Genomic DNA, 20,629 nt, shown 5'->3' with positions numbered 1-20,629 from the left:
CGGTAATGGATGATGGCTTTCCGAGCGAGCCGGCATACCTGAAACGCGCCCGTTGGATCTCCTGAAGTAGACGCGACCATAAGTTCTATTTCTAGGATGATCGAGCCATGATGATTGGACCGAAGCGACATCGAGGCCAGGAGCTACCCGTGCAATCAACACGAAATAGCTTTGAGCCCATCCAGCCCTTGCTCTCAACTCACGATAAGGCGGCGACTACGAAAGCTAGTTTTGGGGCAATGAAAGATCAGCCCGCGCTGCTCATTGCGCATGCACCACCGCAGGGGACTGCATTCGCGATCATGAGTCGAGGTTTAGTACGCGTGGCGCCGACATAGAACAGTCGCACCTGCTCCGTCGCCGCCATCTTTCGACGGCGGTCTCATGGCCCGCCAAAGGCGGGTGTATCTTGTCAGCGCGACCACCGGAAGCTCCAGCACCTTGCTGGAGATCAACAGCCGGCGATCCTCTGCGCCGTGCTCACGGCCTACGACGCTACAAAGTTCGGCGTCGATCCGCCGAAGACTTGGGCCGATCTACCGGACACGGGCAAGTTCAGGGAGGGCCCGCTCGAAATGGGCCCGCCGCTATGGGTGATCGGCGCGGCTCTTGTCGTCGAAAAGGCCGATGAAGAGATTCCGCATCCAGCAGTGCGCCGGATCCGATTCGAACCGACGGCTCCAATGCAGCGACACCGTGAAGTTGCTGCGCGGCAGCTCGGCAGGAAGCACCGCGTAGCGCTTCGGCTCGATGAACCTGCGCGCGATCGCCTGTGGCATCACGACGGCGAAATCGGTGCGCGCAATGATCGCCGGCAGCGCCAGGAAATGCGCCGAGTTGAGCACCAGCCGTCCATCGAGTCCGAGCTGCTGCAGGATGCGGAAGGTCTCCGAGTGCGAGCGCACTGCTACATACTCCAGGCGCCGCAGATCCTGGATTGTCATTCGGACATTCGCTGCCTTCGGGCCCTTGGCCATCGGATGTCCCGCTCGCACCACCACCGCGTAGCGATCGCGCAGCAGTTCGACGCGCTCCGTTCCGCTGACCGAGGGCAGAAACCCGAGTGCGAAATGAATCGCCCCCGTTTCAAGGGCATCCGTGATCTCCCCGTGCGGCAGCGGAATCGTATGCACCCGTATGCCGGGTGCCTGGCGATGCAAGGCTTCCATCAGTTCCGGCAGCAGCCGGGCCTCCCCGATGTCGTTCATATGCAGCCGAACGGTCATTTGCGAGCGTGAAGGATCGAAGGTGTCTTCGTCCCGCAACACACCCTCGATGGCAGCCACCGCCGGCTGAACGACGCTCGCCAGCCGCTCCGCGCGCAACGTCGGGCGCATGCGCCCGTTGGCGCGCACGAACAGCGCGTCGCCCAAGGCGACCCGCAACCTCGTCAGGCCTTGGCTCGCAGCCGGCTGCGACAGCCCCAGAGCATCTGCGGCGCGGCTGACGCTGCCCAGACGGTAGACCGCCTCGAACAGGCGGAGCAGGTTCATGTCCAGCTTTTCAGTATGCATACACCTTATTTTGCTTTAGATATTTCATTGCATTGATGAATACCAAGAGAACCGCAAAACTGCGGATCTCATAAAGGAGCATTCATGGATCGACGCGTCGAACATCCCGCGCAAGCACCCCTCTCAAGCAGCAGCCCCGTGACCGTGCGAGACGCGGTTTTCAAGCTGCTGCGCGCGTTCGGCATGACGAGCGTGTTCGGCAACCCGGGATCGACGGAGCTGCCGATGTTCATCGACTTCCCGCAAGACTTCCGCTACGTGCTCGGGCTGCAGGAGTCGGTGGTCGTGGGCATGGCGGATGGTTACGCGCAGGCCACGCACAACGCGGCTTTCGTCAATCTGCACTCCGCCGCCGGCGTCGGCCACGCGATGGGCAACATCTTCACGGCCTTTCGCAATCGCACGCCGCTGGTGATCACGGCCGGTCAGCAGGCGCGTTCGATCCTGCCTTTCGAGCCCTTCCTCGGATCCACGCAAGCGGCCGAGCTGCCCAGGCCCTACGTCAAGTGGAGCATCGAGCCGGCGCGGGCCGAAGACGTTCCGCTGGCGATCGCGCGGGCCTACTACATCGCAATGACGCCGCCGCGCGGCCCCGTGCTGGTTTCCATTCCGTCGGACGATTGGGATGTGCAGACCCTGCCGGTCGATGCGCGAGCGGTCAGCCGGCACCTGCGCCCCGACCCGGAGCTGCTCGCGCGCATTGCCGAAGCGATCGATGGCGCCCGCTCCCCGGCCTTCGTCGTCGGTGCGGCGGTCGATCGCGACGAAGCCTGGAACGAGACCCTGCAGCTGGCCGAGCGTCACAACGCGCGCGTGTACGTGGCCCCGATGTCGGGCCGGTGCAGCTTCCCTGAAGACCATCCGCTGTGGGGAGGCTTCCTGCCGCCGATGCGCGAGCGCATCGTCGAGCGGCTCGCGAGCCACGACCTGGTGTTTGCGCTGGGCGCGCCGGCGTTCACTTATCACGTACCGGGCCAAGGTCCGCATCTGCCCGAATCAACCGAGCTGGTACAGCTGACAGACGATCCGCAGGTCGCGGCGTGGGCGCCGACAGGAACCTCGGTGGTCGGCAGCATCCGCCTCGGATTGCTCGACCTGCTCGAACAGAGCAAGCCGCGAAATCGCGCGACACCACCTCCTCATCCACGGCCGCCGCGCGTTGCAGAGCCATCGCCTGGCGAACGCCTGCCGGTGCCGTGGGTTCTGCAGACGCTGGCCGATGTGCGCGCGCGCGACAGCATCGTGGTCGAGGAAGCGCCCAGTGCTCGCCCGGTCATGCACGGGCATCTGCCGATCCTCGCGTCGGAAACCTTCTACACGATGTGCAGCGGCGGCCTGGGCTATGGGCTGCCGGCCGCCGTGGGCGTGGCGCTGGGCAAGCCCGGCGCACGAGTCATTGCACTGATCGGCGATGGCTCGGCCATGTACGCCATCCAGGCGCTGTGGAGTGCGGCGCAGCTGGCGCTGCCGGTCACGGTCGTGATCCTGAAGAACCGCCGCTACGCGGCGCTCTACGAGTTCGCGCGGATCTTCGGCTACCGGCCCGACGAGCATGTTCCGGGCACCGACCTGCCCGATCTCGATTTTGTTGCGCTGGCCGGCGCGCAAGGCATGAAGGCGCTGCGCGTCGAGACGGCCGAGCAGGTGCGCCCGGCCTTGCACCAGGCCCTTCAATCGGCTGCACCGATGCTGGTCGAAGTCGAAGTGGCCTGACAGTTTTTCGCTTTCTTTCAAACCTACAAGGAGACAAGACAATGGGCACGATATCGATGTTGATCAATGGCGAAAGCCGGCAGGCCGCGGACGGCGCCACCTTCGAGCGCCGCAACCCGCTCGACGGCACGGTGGCCACCACAGCGCCCGCCGCCACCCGCGCCGACGCCATGGCAGCGGTCGAAGCCGCTGCTGCCGCGTTTCCGGCCTGGTCCCGGACCGGCCCGGGCGAACGCAGGTCGCTGCTGCTGAAGGCGGCGCAGGCCATCGAGGCGAAGGCCCAGGCCCTGACGGATGCCATGGCATCCGAGACCGGTGCCGGTGCCTCGTGGGCCGGTTTCAATGTGCACCTGGCCGCCGGCATGCTGCAGGAAGCGGCCGGCATGACGACCCAGATCAGCGGTGAGGTCATCCCCTCCGACGTGCCCGGCAGCCTGGCGCTGGGCCTGCGCCGACCGGCCGGCGTGGTGCTGGGCATCGCGCCATGGAACGCGCCGGTGATCCTCGGCGTGCGTGCGATTGCCACGCCGCTGGCTTGCGGCAACACGGTCGTCTTCAAGGGCTCGGAACTCAGCCCCGCGACCCACGGCCTGATCGTGGAGGCCTTCAAGGATGCGGGATTCCCGCCGGGCGTCGTCAACTTCGTGACCAATGCGCCGGCCGATGCGGCCGAGGTGGTTGAAGCAATCATTGCCCATCCGGCATTGCGCCGTGTGAACTTCACCGGCTCCACCCGCGTCGGGCGGCTGATCGCACAGACCTGCGCGAAGTACCTCAAGCCGGCGGTGCTCGAGCTGGGCGGCAAGGCCCCGCTCGTCGTGCTGGACGATGCCGACCTCGACGCCGCCGTCAGCGGCGCCGCCTTCGGCGCTTTCGCCAACAGCGGCCAGATCTGCATGAGCACCGAGCGCATCATCGTGGATCACAAGATCGCGGACGCCTTCGTCGCGAAGCTCGCCGCCAAGGCCGTGCAGCTGCCGCTGGGCGATCCGCGCAAGGGGCCGGTGGTGCTGGGTTCGGTGGTCGATGCGAGCACCGTCGAGCGCTGCAACGCGCTGATCGACGATGCGCTCGCCAAGGGCGCGAAACTCGTGTGCGGCGGCAAGGCCGACAGCACGCTGATGCCCGCGACGCTGCTCGACCACGTCACGCCGCAGATGCGCATCTACCATGAAGAGAGCTTCGGTCCCGTGAAGCCGGTGGTGCGTGTGGACGGCGTGGACGAAGCGGTGCGCGTGGCCAACGACAACCCCTACGGGCTGTCCTCCGCCGTGTTCGGGCGCGACATCGCGCGTGCCTGGGATGTGGCCAACCGCATCGACTCCGGCATCTGCCACGTGAACGGCCCGACCGTGCACGACGAGGCGCAGATGCCCTTCGGCGGTGTGAAGGACTCGGGCTACGGCCGCTTCGGCGGCAAGGCCGGCATCGACGCCTTCACCGAGCTGCGGTGGCTCACGGTGCAGACCACCGACCGCCACTATCCGTTCTGATGAAGCGCAGGAGACAGACCATGAAATCCCTGCTCACCACCGCGGCGCTGGCGCTCGGCCTCGGACCGTGCGGCATCGCCCACGCCCAGGACTGGCCCCGGCAGCCCATCAAGATCGTCGCCAACTTCGCGCCCGGCGGCGCGGCCGACCAGCTGGCTCGCGTGATCAGCGCGCCCTTGCACGAAGCACTCGGGCAGCCGGTGCTCGTGGAGAACAGGGGCGGCGCGGGCGGCAACCTGGGCGGCGATTTCGTCGCCAAGTCGCCGGCCGACGGCTATACCTTCCTGATGAGTTCCGGGGGCATGGTGTCGATCAACCCGCACATCTACGCCAAGATGCCCTTCGATCCGGCGAAGGATCTGGTCCCGGTCGCATCCGTTGCACGGGTGCCGTTCTACCTGGTAGTGCGCGCCGACAGCCCGGTCAAGGACTTCAAGGGGCTGGTCGCCGACCTCAAGGCGAACCCCGGGAAGCGCTCGTTCGGATCGCCCGGCAACGGGAGCTCGCCCCATCTCGCGGCGGAGATGATGACGGGCCAGACGGGCACCACGGCCATCCATGTGCCCTACCGCGGCGCGGCGCCCGCGCTGACGGACCTGCTGGGCGGCCAGATCGACTTCCTCTTCGATCCGGGCATCAGCATCCAGCACGTCAGGACCGGCAAGCTGCGCATGCTGGCGGTCGCAAGCCTCAAGCGCGCGCCCCAGATGCCCGAGGTGCCGACGCTCGACGAACTCGGCCTCAAGGGCTTCGACGCCGATGCGGTGTTCGGCCTCTACGCGCCGGCCGGCACGCGGCCGGCCGTGATCCAGCGGATCAATGCCGAAGTCAACCGCGCGCTGGCATTGCCGGCCGTCAGGGCAACCATCGAGACCCTCGGCAACGTGCCGGAGCCGCTCACGCCCGCCGCCTTCGGCGACAAGGGCGCGGCCGACTTCAAGCGGCTGGGCGCCGTCATCCGGGAACGCGGCATCCGCGCCGACTGATGCATCAAGAAGAAGAAAGACAGCCCATGACCGCTCCGCCCCGGCCTGCAGCCGGCCACCCTCCCCTGATCGCCACGGACGTGCTGATCGCCGGCGGCGGCCCCTGCGGCCTGATGCTCGCCAACGAGCTCGGCCGCCGCGGCATCCGCTGCCTGCTGGTCGATGCCAAGCCGGGCACGGCCTTCAATCCGCAGGCCAACGCGACCCAGGCCCGCACGATGGAGCACTTCCGCCGGCTCGGCTTCGCGCACGAGATCCGTGCGCTCGGGTTGCCGGCCGACGACCCGACGGACATCGCCTACTTCACGCGCTTGGCCGGCCATGAGCTGGCCCGCATCAGCCTGCCCACGGCCGCAGAGGCCGCGGTGAGGGTCAAGACGATGACCGGGTCCTGGAGCGCCGCCGAGCTGCCGCATCGCGTGTCGCAGAAATTCGTCGAGCAGGCGCTGCGCCGCCATGCGCAGGCTTGGCCTTCGGCCGATGTGCGCTATGGCTGGCGGCTGGAGCGCTTCAGCGACGACGGTGGATCAGTGAGCGCGACGGTGCGGCCGAGCGAAGGCGGCCCTGCGCAGGAGGTGGCCGCGAAGTTCCTGATCGGCGCCGACGGCGCGCGCAGCCTGGTCCGGCAACAGCTGGGCATCGAATGGGGCGGCGTGAGCGGCATCCAGCGCGAATTCATGGGCGGCAAGATGTTCGCCATCTACCTGCGCGCGCCGCAGTTCGTCGACGTGCTGCGCCACCCCAAGGCCTGGATGTACGTGGCCGTCAACCACGAAAGGCGCGCCTTCATGGCCTCGGTGGACGGCGTGTCCGAGTACGCCTTCCATGCGGCGCTGCGCCCCGGCGAAGATGCCGACGACTGGACCGAGGCCGATGCGCGCCGTGTCTTTTCCGAGGCGGTGGGCGCCGACGTGCCGATCGAGATCCTTTCGATGGGCACCTGGCTCGCCGGGCATGCGCTGGTGGCGCAGCGCTTCCAGAAGGGCCGGGTCTTCATCGCGGGGGATGCGGCCCACCTGTTCACGCCCACCGGCGGGCTGGGCTACAACACGGCGGTCGAAGACGCGGTCAACCTGGGCTGGAAGCTCGCGAGCGTGATCCGCGGCGAGGCACCGCTGGCGCTGCTCGACAGCTACGAGGCCGAGCGCAGGCCGCTGGCCGAACGCAACACCGGCTATGCGCGCAAGTTCGCCGACTCGGTGGGGCTCTTCGCGGCAAAGCCCGAACTGGAAGAAGCCTCCCCGCGGGGCGATGCCGAGCGCAAGCTCGCGGGCCTGCACTTCGACGCGCATGCCCGGCTCGAATTCAATATCCCGGGCGTGACCTTCGGCGGCCGCTACGACGCCTCGCCGATCATCGTCGGCGACGGCGCCGTGCTGCCGCCGGACGAGCCGAATGCCTACACACCCACCGCCAGTCCGGGCGGCCGGCCGCCGCATGCATGGCTCGACGACGGGCGCTCGCTGTTCGACGTTTTCCACACCGAATGGACCCTGCTCGCGCTGGGGCCCGATGCGCCCGCGACCGAGGCCTTCGAAGCCGCGGCACGCGAACTGGCAATGGACCTGCGCGTCGTCCGGCTGGCGCAGCCGGCCCTGCGCGAGCTCTACGAAGCGCCGCTCGCGCTGATCCGCCCGGACCAGATCGTCGCATGGCGCGGCGCGGACGCGGACGAAGCGGCACGTGTGCTGTCTCGCGTCACTTCAACCCCTTCAACAATCTCCGTCGATGCGACGAGAGGAGACCCGGCATGAAAGTCAGCACCCCGCTTCTTCGTCTCGCCGCCCTTGCGATGGCCCTGGCGGTGGCGCCTTCGGTCTTCGCGCAGGCCTGGCCGACCAAGCCGGTCCGCCTGGTGGCGGCATTTCCGCCGGGCACGCCCGGCGACGTGATCGCCAGGCTGATACAGCCCGCGCTCCAGGCGGCTTGGAATCAGCCAGTTGTTATCGAGAATAAGACAGGCGCGGGAGGCAACCTGGCCGCTGGGGAAGTCGCGCACGCCAGGGACGGTCACACGCTGCTCGTCGGACCCGACACGATCCTCACCATCAACCCCCATCTGTACAAGAAGCTGGGCTTCGATCCGAGGGCTTCGCTCAAGCCGGTGACCTATTTCGCGAGCTTCAACCAGATGCTGGTCTGCAATCCCGCGGCCGATGTTCCGTCTCTCGCGAAGTTCGTCCAGTTGCCCTCGACGCGGCTGTACGCCTCCGGCGGCGCCGGGACACCGAGCCACATGGCCATGGAGATGCTGCTGGCCACGACCGGAACCCGGCTCACCCATGTGCCCTACAAAGGCCCCGGCCCGGCCGCGCAGGACGTGATGGGCGGTCATGTGGACTGCGGCTTCATCGTCTCCTCCGTCGTCCTGCCGCATGTCCAGAGCGGGCGGCTGCGCGCGATCGCCGTATCCGGCAAGGAACGATCGGGCCTGCTGCCCGAGGTTCCGACGATCGCGCAGAGCGGACATCCGGGATTCGATGCCACTTTCTTCGAGACCCTGATGGCACCGTCCGCCCTGCCGGCTGCCACGGTCGAGAAAATCCAGCGCGACGTGCGTGCCGCGCTCCTGGCGCCGGCCGTGAAGGCGCGTCTGGCCGAGATGGACCTGCGCGTCGAGGGCTACAGCACGCAGGAGGCAGAGCGGCGCAGCCAGGAGGACTTCGCCAAATGGGGTACGGTCGCGCAGCGGACCCAACTGCAATTGGACTGAAGGAGAGTCCTCATGCGCAACCTGAACCATCACACCATCACCGACGCCGTGCTTGCGCGGCAGGCGCAGGCGGCGGACCTGCGGCTCAAGTGCATCATGGACAGTCTCGTGCAACACCTGCATGCCTTTGCACGCGAGGTGGAGCTGACCGAAGAAGAGTGGTTCAAGGGCATCGAGTTCCTGACCCGCTGCGGCCACATCACCGACGACAAGCGCCAGGAATTCATCCTGCTGTCGGACGTGCTGGGCCTGTCGATGCTGACGGTGGCGCAGAACAACGACAAGCCCGCCGGCTGCACCGAGGCGACCGTCTTCGGCCCGTTCCACGTGGAGGGGGCGCCCCACTACGAACCCGGCGCGGACATCTCCAACGGTGCGCGCGGCATCCCGTGCCTAGTGCGCGGCACCGTGCGCGGCATGGGCGGCAAGCCGATCGCCAACGCCCGCATGGACGTGTGGCAATCGGACGAGGACGGCCTGTACGACGTGCAGCATCCGGAGATCGGCCATGCGCAGGCACGCGGCATCGTGCACGCCGACAGTGAAGGCCGTTATCACTTCCGCTCGATCCTGGCCGTCCCCTACGCCATTCCGCACGACGGCCCCGTGGGCGATCTCCTGAAGGCGACCGGCCGGCATCCGTGGCGTCCCGCGCACCTGCACTTCCTGATCGAGGCCGACGGCTACGAGAAGCTGATCACGCACGTGTTCCGCAGCGACGACCAATACCTTGATTCGGATGCCGTGTTCGGCGTGCGCCAGTCGCTGATTGCCGATTGGAAGCAGCAGGCCGACGGCTCCTACGTCGTTGAATATGACTTCGTACTGAACAAGCGGGACGCTGCGGATGCCTGACATCTCGCCTCTTTCAGCAACTGCAAAGGATGCGCAATGATCCGGCACATCGTCATGTGGGACGTGAGCGGCGACACGGCCGAAGAAAAGCAGCGAAACATGGACTGCATTCAAAGCGGCTTCCATGGCCTGCGCGGCTGCATTCCCGGGTTGCTCCACCTGGAGATCGGTATGGATGCCAGCAACGTTGACTATGCCTGCGACGTCGTGTTGTACAGCGAGTTCGAATCGTGGGAAGCACTGGCTGGGTATGCGGTGCATCCGGAACATCTGCGGGTGCGCGACGAATTGGCTGGCGTCCGCATCGCCCGGCATCAGGTGGACTACGAAGTCCGGCCCGGCCGAGCCTGGGCTGAGCACGACACGGCGGGGATCGCATGAAGGATTTCGTCTATAACGGCCAGCCATCGCGGGTGGTGTTCGGTGCCGGGAGCTTGGCGCATCTGGAACGAGAGATCGAGCTTCTCGGGGCGCGCCGTGCGCTGGTGCTGTGCACGCCCGAGCAGCAGCGGCAGGCGCAGATGGTCGCCGAGTGTCTCGGCAGTCGCGCCGCGGGCATATTTGCGCGCGCCGCCATGCATGTACCCATCGAGACGGCACACGAGGCCCGCGACGAGGCGCGGCGCCTGGGCGCGGACTGCGCCATCGCCATTGGTGGTGGCTCGACCACCGGCCTGGGCAAGGCCATTGCGCTGGAATCCGGCCTGCCGATCCTTGCCATCCCCACGACCTATGCGGGCAGCGAGATGACGCCGATCTACGGCATCACCGAGGGCGGCTTGAAGAAGACCGGCAAGGACGCACGCGTGCTGCCTCGTACCGTGATCTACGACCCGGAGTTGACGTTGACGCTGCCGGTTTCCTTGAGCGTGACGAGCGGCATGAATGCAATTGCACACGCGGCCGAAGGTCTGTATGCGCGCGACGGCAATCCCGTGATGAGCCTGATGGCCGAGGAAGGCATTCGCGCCCTCGTCAAGTCGTTGCCGGCCATCCGCCAGCGCAGCGACGATGTTGATGCCCGCGCAGACGCGCTGTACGGTGGATGGCTGTGCGGTACGGTACTTGGCAGCGTGGGAATGGCGCTTCACCACAAGCTGTGCCACACCCTCGGCGGCAGCTTCAACCTGCCGCATGCAGAGGTGCACACCGTGGTCCTGCCTCAGGCCATTGCCTTCAACGCGCCGGCAGTGCCTGAGGCCATGTCCCGCATCGAACGCGCACTCGGGTCGGCAGAGCCGCGCAGCGCCGCGGCAAGCCTGTTCGACCTGGCGCGAGACAACGGAGCGCCGGTGGCGCTGCGGGACCTGGGCATGAAGGAGGCTGACCTCGACCGCGCGGCGGATCTCGTCGTGAACAACCCCTACTGGAACCCGCGAGAGACAGGACCGGCACAACGCTGCGAGATCCGGCGACTGCTGCAGAACGCCTTTGAGGGCACCCGGCCTGAGTAGGCCGACCATCTGTGGCCGAGGTCAATTGACTCGCCACCGGCCACGGCGTTGAGGAAACAGTCTCGATCAAACCGGGGCAGGTCACTATCGGAGACTCGGCTATTTTTCTTCCGTGGCAGTCGATTTTTCGTTGGCGATCGCGCGAACAAGCCGAAGCAATGAGGGCTGCAGAATACGTGCTTCGAAATCGCGGCGCGGTATCGCGAGCTGCGCCATGATGAGTCCATTAACACAATTCAACACAAACGCATAGTCCAAATCTGGATCACTGGACCCAAGTTTCAGAAAGCTGTCCCGCATTAGACGGGCATGTATCTTTCCCCACTTCACCAGTACGCTACCTAACTCTAAGTCGCGCGATCCCGCGAGCGTAAGTTCGGTGATCGCCATGCCCATCGCATGATCATTGACCATGTACTTGATGTTGTGTTCCGCAAGGATGGTGGCGAACCGATCGGCGTCGTCCGCGCACTTCCCGAGTTTAGGTGTGACGAGGGTAATGTTGTTTGCAATGCGACGGCAAACATCTTCGGCGAGTGCGCACATCAGGGCGCTTCGGGAACCGAAGTAATAGTTGATCGCCCCATGACTTGCATTGGCTTCGACTGAAACCGCTCGCAAAGTTACAGCATGATGCCCGTCGCGAACCAGTACGCGAAGCGCCGCTGCGATCAACTCTTTGTGACGCTGACTTCCACGCGCGCTTAGTGGCAAATCGGGTTCAGCAAAGGCGCTCACGGAAGGTCTTAAAAGTCGTCTGGATCCTCAGCTTAGCAGAAGAGGACGTTCGATCATCGGGCCTCAAGTGGTAGAACCGCGGACAAATCCGGCATGTACTCGAGCTTCTCGCCCACGTCTTCGGATGTGCTTGAGTCCGCATCAGAATCTCGCTCTCGGCTCGCGCAAGCTGCCGTAGAGGCCAAGCGCGACGAAGCCCTCGCCGTCACGGCGAGCGCGTGCAGTTCCGCCTCGCGAGCCACACAGCACCAAAAGATCAACGCTGCACGATGAGATGGAGAGTTCGCACGGTTCTCACGAGTCTGGCGCGCTGCTGAGGCCACGGCCCTCCGGCACCCAGCGCACCAGGCCGTCGCGTCGCCCCTCGAGCCATGGCGATCCCGGTCACCCAACTTCGGGATTCGCACCCTCGGCCGAGCTTTTGGGCTCGAGGGTTGGATCAGGGCACCGCGTTGTGGGTCGTAGAGCCCTGCCTTGATCACCTGCGCGACTGTTCTCGGGTAAGTACTAGTTCCGCCCGCCCTCTCGGCAGCTAGATTAGCCGGACTAAAACTTATCCACTTGGAGTACTTTCCAGATGACACCAACAACCTTCACGCGGAGGCACTTTGCCCGCATCGCGACCTGGGCAGTGGCTGGGTTGGGTCTTTCGAGACAAGCACTCGCGCAAAACCAGAAGCCGGTGCTGAAAGGCCAAGTGGTGAAAATCGCGGTGATCGAACCCTTGTCCGGGCTCATGGGATCCGTCGGCACCAGCCTCCTGAAGTCATATCAATACCTAGCGGAACAGTTCAACGCCTCCAATCCCGCCGGCGTGAAGTTCGAAATCGTTGGCTTCGATAACAAGTTGAGTCCAACCGAAACTCTCGGAGCTCTTAAGAGTGCGATAGATCAAGATATTCGATTCATTGCGCAAGGCACCGGATCGGCGCCGGCGCTGGCGCTTATCAACGCGATCGAAAAGCACAACCAGCGCAATCCTGGCAAAGAAGTCCTTTACCTGAATCATGCCGCGACCGATCCGGAATTGACTGGCAGCAACTGCAGCTACTGGCATTTTCGCTTCGAGGCCGACACCGCAATGAAAATGGAGGCGTTGACGAGCTTCATCAAAGACCGGGCATCGGTCAAGAAGGTCTACCTGATCAACCAGAATTATTCCTCTGGCATCCAGATTGCAGAGGCCGCCAAGGCCGGTTTGCGAGCGAAGCGGCCTGATGTCGAAATTGTTGGCGACGACCGTCATCCGCTTGCGCAGATACGCGATTTTTCACCCTACATGACAAAAGTTCGCGCTTCCGGGGCGGACACGATCATTACAGGAAGCTGGGGAACAGACCTTTCACTGCTGATCAAGGCCGCAGAAGAAAGTGGCTGGAAAGGCACTTTCTATACCTACTATGCCGTGGTCGCAGGCACCCCAACAGCCCTGCGCCAAGTTGATGACAACCGCGTGTTTCAGGTCGCCTACAGCCACTACAACATGGGCGGTCAAATGAACGTCTGGATGAAGGAATTCCAGAAACGGTTCAACGAGGATTTCTACACGCATGGTGTTGCGCTTGTATTCGAGCTGTTAAGCAAATCGATCCAGCAGGCGCAATCTGCGGAAGTGATTCGGGTCGCAGAGCAAATGGAAGGAGCCAAATTCAAAGGCTTCAACGGCATGGTCGAAATGAGAAAATCGGACCATCAACTTCAGCAGCCGTTGTTTGTAACCGTTTGGACGAGCGTCAGCGCTCAAGTTCCCTACAGCGCCGAAGGCACGGGCAAGACATTCGCTCCCGTTCGCGAGTTCACCGCTGACGAGGTTTCACGACCTTCAACCTGTCGAATGGCTCGCCCCTGAGCGACGCTCGACATCGTCAAGTCAAAAAATTTTACCCTTAATTACTCCACTTGGAGCACTAGCGCGAAGCCATGAATCACTATTCCAACACGCTTTTTGATCTTGAAGGTTCCACCGCTCTCGTTACGGGCGGGTCACGAGGCATCGGGCTTCAAATTGCCGAAGCGCTCGGCAGTGCCGGTGCGCGGCTCATGCTGACAGCCAGAAAGGAGGCCGAACTTGAGGCTGCAGCCGCCCATCTGCGAAAGCTTGGCATCGAGGCTTCCTGGATTGCTGCCGACTCCAGCGACCCGTCCGAAGTTCAACGCGTTTGCAGCAGGACTTTTGACACGCTCGGTCATCTGGACATCTTGGTCAACAACGCGGGCACTTCCTGGGGTGCCTCGGCTGAGACCCACACGCTTCAGGCATGGGACCGCGTCATGAACCTGAATATCAGAAGTCTTTTTCTTTTTAGCCAACAGGCTGCCGTGGGAAGCATGATTCCGCGTAAGCGGGGTCGCATCATCAACATCGCCTCAATTGCTGGGCTCGGCGGAAATCCGGCGCCAATGGAATGCGTCGCTTACAACACCAGCAAAGGAGCCGTCATCACGTTCACTCGTGCACTTGCCGCCGAATGGGGCAAGCATGGAATCAACGTCAATGCGATCTCTCCCGGGCTGTTCCCAAGCAAGATGGCCGATGGGGTGATTGCGGCGTTCGGTGAGGAAAGAATCATCAGCACCACGCCTCTTGGCCGGCTGGGCGATCCAGACGACCTGAAAGGCGCTGCTCTTTTGCTGGCTTCTGCAGCCGGAAAACACATGACCGGGCATGCCATCGTCGTCGATGGCGGCACCAGTTCGGTGATCGGCGCGTGAATGCAGACATCTCTATTCGCCAATGAACGAAAGATCACCCATGACCTTTGATTACGAACCATCCGAGTTGACGCAGCGTGATGAACTGCTTTACGCATGCCAAGAGTTGACCCCCATCTTGCAAGCGGCAAACGACACCGTAGAAAAAGAACGACATCTGCCAAACGACCTTGCCGAAAGACTGGCTCGGGCCGGCCTCTATCGAATGTTCGTTCCACGTGCACTCGGCGGTCTGGAGGCGGATGTGCATACATTCGTCGCCGTCGTTGAAAAGCTGGCGCAAGCCAATGCTGCGGCGGCATGGTGCACGTTTATCTCGAACACGTCGACCATCATCGGGGGCTATCTCCCCAGTCCCGAAGCGAAATTACTCTTCGAGAATCCAAACATCAAAATGGCCGGCGTATTCGCGCCGCGCGGGACTGCGGTCCGCACGGTAGTCGACGGGGTATCCGGCTTCCTGGTGAACGGCAGTTGGATGTGGGGATCAGCTTCGTACAACGCCGATTTCATCACCGGCGGGTGCGTGATTTTGGGCGAGGATGGAAAACCGGAAAAATTGGCCGACGGAACACTTGAAAATCGTTCCATGGTTTTTCGGGCGGAGCAAGTATCGATAGCCGACACGTGGCACACGCTCGGTTTGCGCGGAACAGGGAGCAATGAATACAGCGTCAAAGATGCATTCGTCCCTGCCGGCCTGTCGGCATCCATCCTTACCGATGTGCCGATCCCGGGTGCGTTGTTCAAGTTTCCGGTGTTTTGCATTCTGGGCGTCGGCATTGCGGCGGTGGCGCTCGGCATTGCGCGTCTGGCCATCGACAGCCTGATTGAGCTCGCAACAAAAAAGACGCCCCAAGGCAGCGCTCGTCTTCTGGCAGAGCGCGCCTCAACTCAGCAGCATGTTGCAAGAGCGGAAGCCCAGCTTCGCTCCGCACGGGCTTTCCTGATTGACGCAGTGGACCGTGCATGGTCGGCGTCCACCGACTCGGGGGAGATTTCTGTGGCACTACGCCGAGACCTTCGACTGGCGACGACCCACGCAAGCGAAGCGGCGGTCCAAGTCGTCACGCGGGTGTATTCCTGTGCGGGCGGCAGCGCGATCTTTGACGACTCTCCACTACAGCGCTGTCTGCGCGATGTCTTGACTGCCTCCCAACACATGATGGTCAGCGAGTCCACGTATGAACTCACGGGCCGGCTGTATCTCGGCCTTCCGACGAACGCCGCAATGCTCTGAGGACGCAAATGACAATGCCTGAAGACTGGCTCAGCCGGTTGAAACTGCCGCTCCTGATCGCGCCGATGTTTCTGGTATCGACCGTCGAGTTGGTAGTGGCTGCATGCCGCAAAGGTGCCATTGGGACCGTTCCCGCGGCGAATGCCAGGACTGTTGAAATCCTGGACGAATGGTTTGATCGAATTTCAACCCAGCTCGGACCGGCCGATGCGCCGTGGGGCGTGAACCTGCTGGTGCATAAAAGCTATCAGCGGCTCAACCAAGACCTTGAGGTAGTGGCGCGCTATCGGCCACCACTGATCATTACGGCCCTCGGAAGTCCGAAAGAGGTCATCGAATGCGTGCATTCGTATGGCGGACGGGTGTTTGCCGATGTGAACTCTGTTCAGCATGCCCGAAAAGCCGTATCGCTCGGAGTCGACGGCCTTGTCCTGGTCGCTGCCGGCGCGGGGGGACACACCGGGATGATGAGCGCCTTTGCAATGGTCCCCGCCATTCGAGAGTTTTTCGGTGGGACGATCGTCTTGGGCGGGGGAATCATCAATGGGTCGGGCATTCGAGCCGCGGAAACGCTGGGCGCCGACCTTGCCTCGATGGGCACGGCATTTATCGCCTGCCCGGAGTCGATGGCCAGCGACTCGTACCGTCGAATGCTGCTGGACTCTGACATCGACGATCTGATCCTGACCAAGGCTGTTTCTGGCGTGCCGGCGTATTGGTTGCGCAAGAGTCTGGCCGCGGTCGGCATCAATGCAGACGAACTCGCCTCTGCCGAGCCGGTGCACAACGCGGACATCGAGCGTTGGACGAAGGTGTGGTCAGCCGGCCATGGAGTGGGATCGCTCAATGCGATTGAGCCGACCGCCACTTTGGTGGACAGGCTGATCCGCGAGTACTGGTCCGCCGTTGAAAGCGGGTCTCAACTGCAGTATTTCGAGGCCGCATGATGACCAATTCCTCGCCACGCATCCTTGGCATTGGGGGCGGGACCAGACCCGGTTCAAGTGCCGAGCGCTATCTGCAGCTTGCACTGAGCGCCGCTGAAAAGGCGGGGGCAACCACAACCTTCCTCGGTGCCCATTCGCTACGTCTACCGCTTTATGAACCCAGCGCCGCCGCAGACGGTGCGGCACAGCAGCTCGTTGAGGAATTGCGCAGAGCCGACGGAATCATCATCGCATCGCCTGGCTATCACGGCACCGTGTCCGGGTTCATGAAGAACGCGCTTGACTATGCCGAGGAGACCAGAAGCGATAAGCGCCCCTATTTCAGCGAACGAGCGGTCGGGTGCATGGCCGTCGCCGGGGGATGGCAGGCGGCTGTCGGAACGATGGCTTCCTTGCGGGAGATCGTGCATGCCCTGAGAGGCTGGCCCACCCCGATGGGCGTCGCCATCAACATCGCCGAAGCTCCGCTCGATCCGGCAGGCACGTGCCAATCGACTTCCGTAATACAGCAAATTCAGCTCATGGCCAGCCAAGTCGTTGAATTCGCGAATCTTTCGACCCATCGGCAACTTTAAACATACGAACCCTGGAGATATCCCATGACCGACCTTTCGCAACTTTCCAACAAGCAGTTCGTTCTCAGGCAGCGTCCCAGTGGGCTGCCCAAAGAAAGCGACTGGCAGCAGGTAAAAACGGCAATCAAGGCGCCAGAGAAAGGAAAGGTGCTTGTGGCGGTCACCTTTATTTCTGTGGACCCTGCCATGCGGTCGTGGATGAATGAAGGCAAGTCCTACATGGAGGCCATCGCCATCGGTGATGTCATGCGGGCCGCCGGGGCGGGTCTGGTCCTGCAGTCCGAGGACGCAAGATTCAGTGTCGGTGACGCTGTGCTAGGCGCTTTTGGTGTTCAGGAGTTCGCGACCGTGGATGCTAACGATCTCACGAAGATCGATATTTCAAATGTGCCGGCAACGGCTTACATGGGCGCCCTTGGCACTCCGGGTTTCACGGCCTACTTCGGTCTCCTCGAAATAGGAAAACTCAAATTCGGCGACACGGTCCTGGTGTCTGGCGCCGCAGGGGCCGTGGGTTCGGTGGTCGGCCAGATCGCCAAGATCAAGGGATGTCGCGTCGTCGGTATTGCAGGCGGGGCAGAGAAATGCGCTCACCTTGTGAACAACCTGGGCTTTGATGCTGCGGTTGACTACAAGCAGCCTGACGCACGCGCCCAGTTGTCAAAAGCATGCCCTGAAGGTGTCGACGTCTACTTCGACAACGTCGGTGGCGAAGTACTTGATCTGGCGCTCGGTCGCATTCGCCGCGGTGCGCGTATTGTGGTTTGCGGGGCTGTCTCGCAATACAACAACGTGGCCCGTGGCAGCGGACCCAAGAATTACATGTCTCTGCTCATGAACAGAGCCACGATGGAAGGATTCGTCATTTTCGATTATGAGAAGCGCTATCCCGAGGCACTGCATGCGTTGCGCGGTTGGCTGGCCGCCGGGTGGATCAAGTCCTACGAAGACGTGCTCGAGGGGATCGAGACTTTCCCCACAGCCCTGCAGCGCATGTTTGAAGGTGGAAACACCGGAAAAATGCTCATCAAGCTCTCGGCAACCGCTGGCCTTGCGGCAACTGCGAAGTAGCGGGGGCAACTCATGAACAACCGCCCGTGGCTGGCATGGTATCCGCCTCATGTTCCGCACACCATCGAGCCCTTGAAGGAGTACCAGACCCTTGCCGATTTCTTCACTGGCTTGTTTTATCAGTTCAGCGATCGCATTGCCATTCGCCACGAAAGCAGTGAACTCAGCTATTCAACTCTGGATTCATTGAGTCTGGGAATTGCAGCGTATCTCCAGACGCTGGGGCTCGAAGCGGGGACAAAAGTAGCGGTCGCTCTTCCCAATTCCCCTCAGTACGTGATAGCGGCAGTCGGTGTGATTCGAGCGGGGATGGTATTGGTCAACGTCAATCCCGCCTACACCGCTCGGGAGTTCCTGCTGCAAGTCTCGGACGCTCAGGCTGAGGCGGCCATATTGCTCGAGAGTCAGTTCGATGCCGTGAAGGACGGCCTCCCCCAGACGCAGATTAATCATTTGATTCTGTGCAATCTGCGCGTTGCCTTGGAACCCACACGAGAAAGCCTTCGCGCAGACCGTGCCGGCGCCAAATCAGTCGTCGATATGCCTCAAGCGCTCTCGCTGGGGATGTCCGCGACCTACTCAATGCCCAAGCTCGTTAAGAATGACGTCGTGGTTCTGCAATACACCGGCGGGACCACGGGAGTTTCCAAGGGAGCCATGCTCTCTCATGAAGGTCTGCTGGCCAACACAGCCCAGAACTCCGCCTGGTTTCAGCCCGCCTTGGTGGACATACCTGTCCCCGTGTTCGCGTGTGCGTTGCCGCTCTATCACATCGTTTCCTTCATAACACTTCTAGCGAGCATCAAACTGGGGGGAACCATGCTCCTGATTACCGATCCTCGTGATTCGGCAAAGATGCTGGCGAAACTGCGTGAAGCGCCCTTTCACATGCTGCCCGGCATCAACACGCTGTTCAGCAACTTGATGAATGACCCCGAGTTCGACACAGTCGATTGGCAACATCTCAAGGTGACAACCGCTGGCGGAATGGCCACGCAGCGTCCCATCGCCGCCCGGTGGCTCGAAAGAACGGGCTGCGCCATCAGCGAGGGATACGGACTTTCCGAGACATCCGGAACGGTGAGCTGCAACCCGCCTCACGGCGACATTCGCCAAGGAACCGTTGGGCCGCCAGCACCGTCGACGGAAGTGCTGATCCTTGACGAAAAATTCGAGACCCTGCCGCTGGGAGAGATTGGACAAATTGCAGTCCGAGGCCCGCAGCTGTTCAAGGGCTATTGGCAGCGCGACGAGGAAACTGCCCGTTTCATGACAAAGGATGGTTTTTTCCTGACTGGCGATCTGGGCTGCATCGATGAACACGGCTATCTGTGCATTTCTGGCCGAGAGAAAGAAATGATGCTCGTGAGCGGTTTCAACGTCTATCCCAACGAAATTGAAGCCGTGGCCATTGAGATGGACCAGGTGCTCGAGTGCGCGGCGGTCGGCGTTCCCGATGAGCTCACGGGGGAAGCCGTGAAACTGGTTGTGGTGCCTCGCAGCGACGCGCTCACTGAAGAGTCGATAAGGCAACACATGAAGGCAAACCTGACTGCATACAAGCGCCCGAAGATCATCGAATTTCGGACAAAGCTCCCCCGGTCAGCCGTTGGGAAGTTGCTGCGCGCCTCACTGGGTGCCGCGCTGTGACGTTGAAGATAGGCGTGCCTGCCGAGACAATGGCCGGCGAAACCCGCGTGGCCGTAACGCCCGAGACGGTGAAGAAACTGGCCGCTTCCGGGCACACCGTGCGCGTGCAGTCCGGGGCCGGCATTGCAGCCAGCGTCACCGATGCCGCCTACGAGGCCGCCGGTGCCGAGATCGTCAACATGAACGCCGCCTTCGCGGCCGACATGGTGCTCAAGGTGCGCACCCCCAGCGATGCCGAAACCGCGCTCATGAAGCCCGGCACCGTGGTCATCGGCATGCTCAACCCCTTCGATGCGGCCGGCCTGCAGCGCCTGGCCACGGCCGGCCTCACGGCCTTCGCGCTCGAAGCGGCGCCGCGCACCACCCGCGCCCAGAGCATGGACGTGCTCTCCTCGCAGGCCAACATCGCGGGCTACAAGGCCGTGATGATCGCGGCCGACAAGTACCAGCGCTTCTTCCCGATGCTGATGACCGCCGCCGGCACCGTGAAGGCGGCGCGCGTGGTCATCCTGGGCGTGGGCGTGGCGGGCCTGCAGGCGATTGCCACCGCCAAGCGCCTGGGGGCCGTGATCGAGGCCTCCGACGTGCGCCCGAGCGTGAAGGAGCAGATCGAATCGCTCGGCGGCAAGTTCATCGAGGTGTCCTACGACACCGACGAGGAGAAGGAAGCCGCGGTCGGCGTCGGCGGCTACGCCCGGCCCATGCCCGCGAGCTGGCTCGCGCGCCAGCAGGTCGAGGTGGCCAAGCGCGTGGCGCTGGCCGACATCGTCATCAGCACCGCGCTCATTCCCGGACGTGCGGCGCCCACGCTCATCACCGAGGACATGGTCAAGGCCATGAAGCCGGGTTCGGTGATCGTCGACATCGCGGCCGGCAAGGGGCCCGATGTGAACGGAGAGATGAAGGGCGGCAACTGCCCGCTGTCGGAGGCCGACAAGACGGTGGTCAAGCACGGCGTGACCATCGTG

Annotated in this window: 18 protein-coding genes; 16 read left to right on the top strand and 2 right to left on the bottom strand. The window is 63.0% G+C overall.

Translation table 11 applies throughout. The features are described from left to right. Positions 1-587: 587 nt before the first annotated feature. Positions 588-1,514 (bottom strand): LysR family transcriptional regulator, encoded by a 927-nt coding sequence (locus BMW87_RS31780; RefSeq protein WP_093081940.1) that lies wholly within the window; start codon positions 1,512-1,514, stop codon positions 588-590. 84 nt (positions 1,515-1,598) lie between these two features. Here BMW87_RS31780 and mdlC point away from each other — a divergent pair, with 84 nt between their 5' ends. From mdlC to BMW87_RS31740, 8 genes are read left to right on the top strand one after another with little or no spacing between them, the layout of a single operon-like run. Then, positions 1,599-3,227, top strand: coding sequence for a benzoylformate decarboxylase (mdlC, locus tag BMW87_RS31775; RefSeq protein ID WP_093081938.1), 1,629 nt, complete (start codon positions 1,599-1,601; stop codon positions 3,225-3,227). A 41-nt stretch (positions 3,228-3,268) separates the two neighbouring features. Beyond that, positions 3,269-4,720 (top strand): aldehyde dehydrogenase, encoded by a 1,452-nt coding sequence (locus BMW87_RS31770; protein ID WP_093081936.1) that lies wholly within the window; start codon positions 3,269-3,271, stop codon positions 4,718-4,720. Between the two features lie 20 nt (positions 4,721-4,740). Then, positions 4,741-5,706, top strand: a complete 966-nt coding sequence (locus BMW87_RS31765; protein ID WP_093081933.1) for a Bug family tripartite tricarboxylate transporter substrate binding protein — start codon at positions 4,741-4,743, stop codon at positions 5,704-5,706. A 26-nt stretch (positions 5,707-5,732) separates the two neighbouring features. Continuing rightward, positions 5,733-7,460, top strand: a complete 1,728-nt coding sequence (locus BMW87_RS31760; protein ID WP_093081930.1) for an FAD-dependent oxidoreductase — start codon at positions 5,733-5,735, stop codon at positions 7,458-7,460. Next, positions 7,457-8,419: a Bug family tripartite tricarboxylate transporter substrate binding protein gene (locus BMW87_RS31755; protein ID WP_177192890.1), complete on the top strand. Its 963-nt coding sequence runs from the start codon at positions 7,457-7,459 to the stop codon at positions 8,417-8,419. The genes BMW87_RS31760 and BMW87_RS31755 overlap by 4 nt, the downstream gene beginning before the upstream one ends. Positions 8,420-8,431: 12 nt before the next feature. Further along, positions 8,432-9,274, top strand: coding sequence for an intradiol ring-cleavage dioxygenase (locus BMW87_RS31750; protein WP_093081925.1), 843 nt, complete (start codon positions 8,432-8,434; stop codon positions 9,272-9,274). 36 nt (positions 9,275-9,310) lie between these two features. Continuing rightward, entirely contained in the window at positions 9,311-9,655 is a 345-nt protein-coding gene (locus BMW87_RS31745; protein WP_093081922.1) for a Dabb family protein, read from the top strand. Further along, a complete protein-coding gene (locus BMW87_RS31740; RefSeq protein WP_093081919.1) occupies positions 9,652-10,728 on the top strand; it encodes a maleylacetate reductase in 1,077 nt (358 codons plus the stop codon). Before BMW87_RS31745 ends, BMW87_RS31740 begins: the two co-directional genes overlap by 4 nt. Positions 10,729-10,827: 99 nt before the next feature. Here the strand turns inward: BMW87_RS31740 and BMW87_RS31735 are convergent, their stop codons facing one another. Beyond that, positions 10,828-11,466, bottom strand: coding sequence for a TetR/AcrR family transcriptional regulator (locus BMW87_RS31735; RefSeq protein ID WP_093081917.1), 639 nt, complete (start codon positions 11,464-11,466; stop codon positions 10,828-10,830). A 577-nt stretch (positions 11,467-12,043) separates the two neighbouring features. On the opposite strand from BMW87_RS31735, the gene BMW87_RS31730 reads away from it, so the two are divergent. The 8 genes from BMW87_RS31730 to BMW87_RS31695 all read left to right on the top strand — a co-directional run. Then, complete coding sequence (locus BMW87_RS31730) at positions 12,044-13,315, top strand: branched-chain amino acid ABC transporter substrate-binding protein (protein ID WP_093081914.1); 1,272 nt, start codon at positions 12,044-12,046, stop codon at positions 13,313-13,315. A 71-nt stretch (positions 13,316-13,386) separates the two neighbouring features. Next, a complete protein-coding gene (locus BMW87_RS31725) occupies positions 13,387-14,178 on the top strand; it encodes an SDR family oxidoreductase (protein ID WP_093081912.1) in 792 nt (263 codons plus the stop codon). Between the two features lie 40 nt (positions 14,179-14,218). Beyond that, positions 14,219-15,418, top strand: coding sequence for an acyl-CoA dehydrogenase family protein (locus BMW87_RS31720; protein ID WP_093081909.1), 1,200 nt, complete (start codon positions 14,219-14,221; stop codon positions 15,416-15,418). 8 nt (positions 15,419-15,426) lie between these two features. Next, a complete protein-coding gene (locus BMW87_RS31715) occupies positions 15,427-16,365 on the top strand; it encodes an NAD(P)H-dependent flavin oxidoreductase (RefSeq protein ID WP_093081907.1) in 939 nt (312 codons plus the stop codon). Further along, on the top strand, positions 16,362-16,940 hold the full coding sequence (locus tag BMW87_RS31710) for an NADPH-dependent FMN reductase (protein ID WP_093081903.1): 579 nt from the start codon (positions 16,362-16,364) through the stop codon (positions 16,938-16,940). The genes BMW87_RS31715 and BMW87_RS31710 overlap by 4 nt, the downstream gene beginning before the upstream one ends. Positions 16,941-16,964: 24 nt before the next feature. Further along, positions 16,965-18,011: an NADP-dependent oxidoreductase gene (locus BMW87_RS31705; RefSeq protein ID WP_093081900.1), complete on the top strand. Its 1,047-nt coding sequence runs from the start codon at positions 16,965-16,967 to the stop codon at positions 18,009-18,011. 12 nt (positions 18,012-18,023) lie between these two features. Beyond that, positions 18,024-19,661, top strand: a complete 1,638-nt coding sequence (locus BMW87_RS31700; RefSeq protein WP_093081897.1) for an AMP-binding protein — start codon at positions 18,024-18,026, stop codon at positions 19,659-19,661. A 2-nt stretch (positions 19,662-19,663) separates the two neighbouring features. Continuing rightward, positions 19,664-20,629, top strand: a 966-nt coding sequence (locus BMW87_RS31695) for an NAD(P) transhydrogenase subunit alpha (RefSeq protein ID WP_093082031.1), incomplete at its 3' end; no start/stop codon positions are given.

This window comes from Variovorax sp. OV084 (genome assembly GCF_900111625.1).
In the GTDB taxonomy this organism is placed as follows: Bacteria; Pseudomonadota; Gammaproteobacteria; order Burkholderiales; family Burkholderiaceae_C; genus Variovorax.
This window is presented reverse-complemented; position numbering and strand designations above follow the sequence as displayed.

Excerpts from the sequence above, each read along its gene's own strand:
- BMW87_RS31780 (WP_093081940.1), bottom strand. The coding sequence starts at position 1,514 with ATGCATACTGAAAAGCTGGACATGAACCTGCTCCGCCTGTTCGAGGCG.
- mdlC (WP_093081938.1), top strand. The coding sequence starts at position 1,599 with ATGGATCGACGCGTCGAACATCCCGCGCAAGCACCCCTCTCAAGCAGC.
- BMW87_RS31770 (WP_093081936.1), top strand. The coding sequence starts at position 3,269 with ATGGGCACGATATCGATGTTGATCAATGGCGAAAGCCGGCAGGCCGCG.
- BMW87_RS31765 (WP_093081933.1), top strand. The coding sequence starts at position 4,741 with ATGAAATCCCTGCTCACCACCGCGGCGCTGGCGCTCGGCCTCGGACCG.
- BMW87_RS31760 (WP_093081930.1), top strand. The coding sequence starts at position 5,733 with ATGACCGCTCCGCCCCGGCCTGCAGCCGGCCACCCTCCCCTGATCGCC.
- BMW87_RS31755 (WP_177192890.1), top strand. The coding sequence starts at position 7,457 with ATGAAAGTCAGCACCCCGCTTCTTCGTCTCGCCGCCCTTGCGATGGCC.
- BMW87_RS31750 (WP_093081925.1), top strand. The coding sequence starts at position 8,432 with ATGCGCAACCTGAACCATCACACCATCACCGACGCCGTGCTTGCGCGG.
- BMW87_RS31745 (WP_093081922.1), top strand. The coding sequence starts at position 9,311 with ATGATCCGGCACATCGTCATGTGGGACGTGAGCGGCGACACGGCCGAA.
- BMW87_RS31740 (WP_093081919.1), top strand. The coding sequence starts at position 9,652 with ATGAAGGATTTCGTCTATAACGGCCAGCCATCGCGGGTGGTGTTCGGT.
- BMW87_RS31730 (WP_093081914.1), top strand. The coding sequence starts at position 12,044 with ATGACACCAACAACCTTCACGCGGAGGCACTTTGCCCGCATCGCGACC.
- BMW87_RS31725 (WP_093081912.1), top strand. The coding sequence starts at position 13,387 with ATGAATCACTATTCCAACACGCTTTTTGATCTTGAAGGTTCCACCGCT.
- BMW87_RS31720 (WP_093081909.1), top strand. The coding sequence starts at position 14,219 with ATGACCTTTGATTACGAACCATCCGAGTTGACGCAGCGTGATGAACTG.
- BMW87_RS31715 (WP_093081907.1), top strand. The coding sequence starts at position 15,427 with ATGACAATGCCTGAAGACTGGCTCAGCCGGTTGAAACTGCCGCTCCTG.
- BMW87_RS31710 (WP_093081903.1), top strand. The coding sequence starts at position 16,362 with ATGATGACCAATTCCTCGCCACGCATCCTTGGCATTGGGGGCGGGACC.
- BMW87_RS31705 (WP_093081900.1), top strand. The coding sequence starts at position 16,965 with ATGACCGACCTTTCGCAACTTTCCAACAAGCAGTTCGTTCTCAGGCAG.
- BMW87_RS31700 (WP_093081897.1), top strand. The coding sequence starts at position 18,024 with ATGAACAACCGCCCGTGGCTGGCATGGTATCCGCCTCATGTTCCGCAC.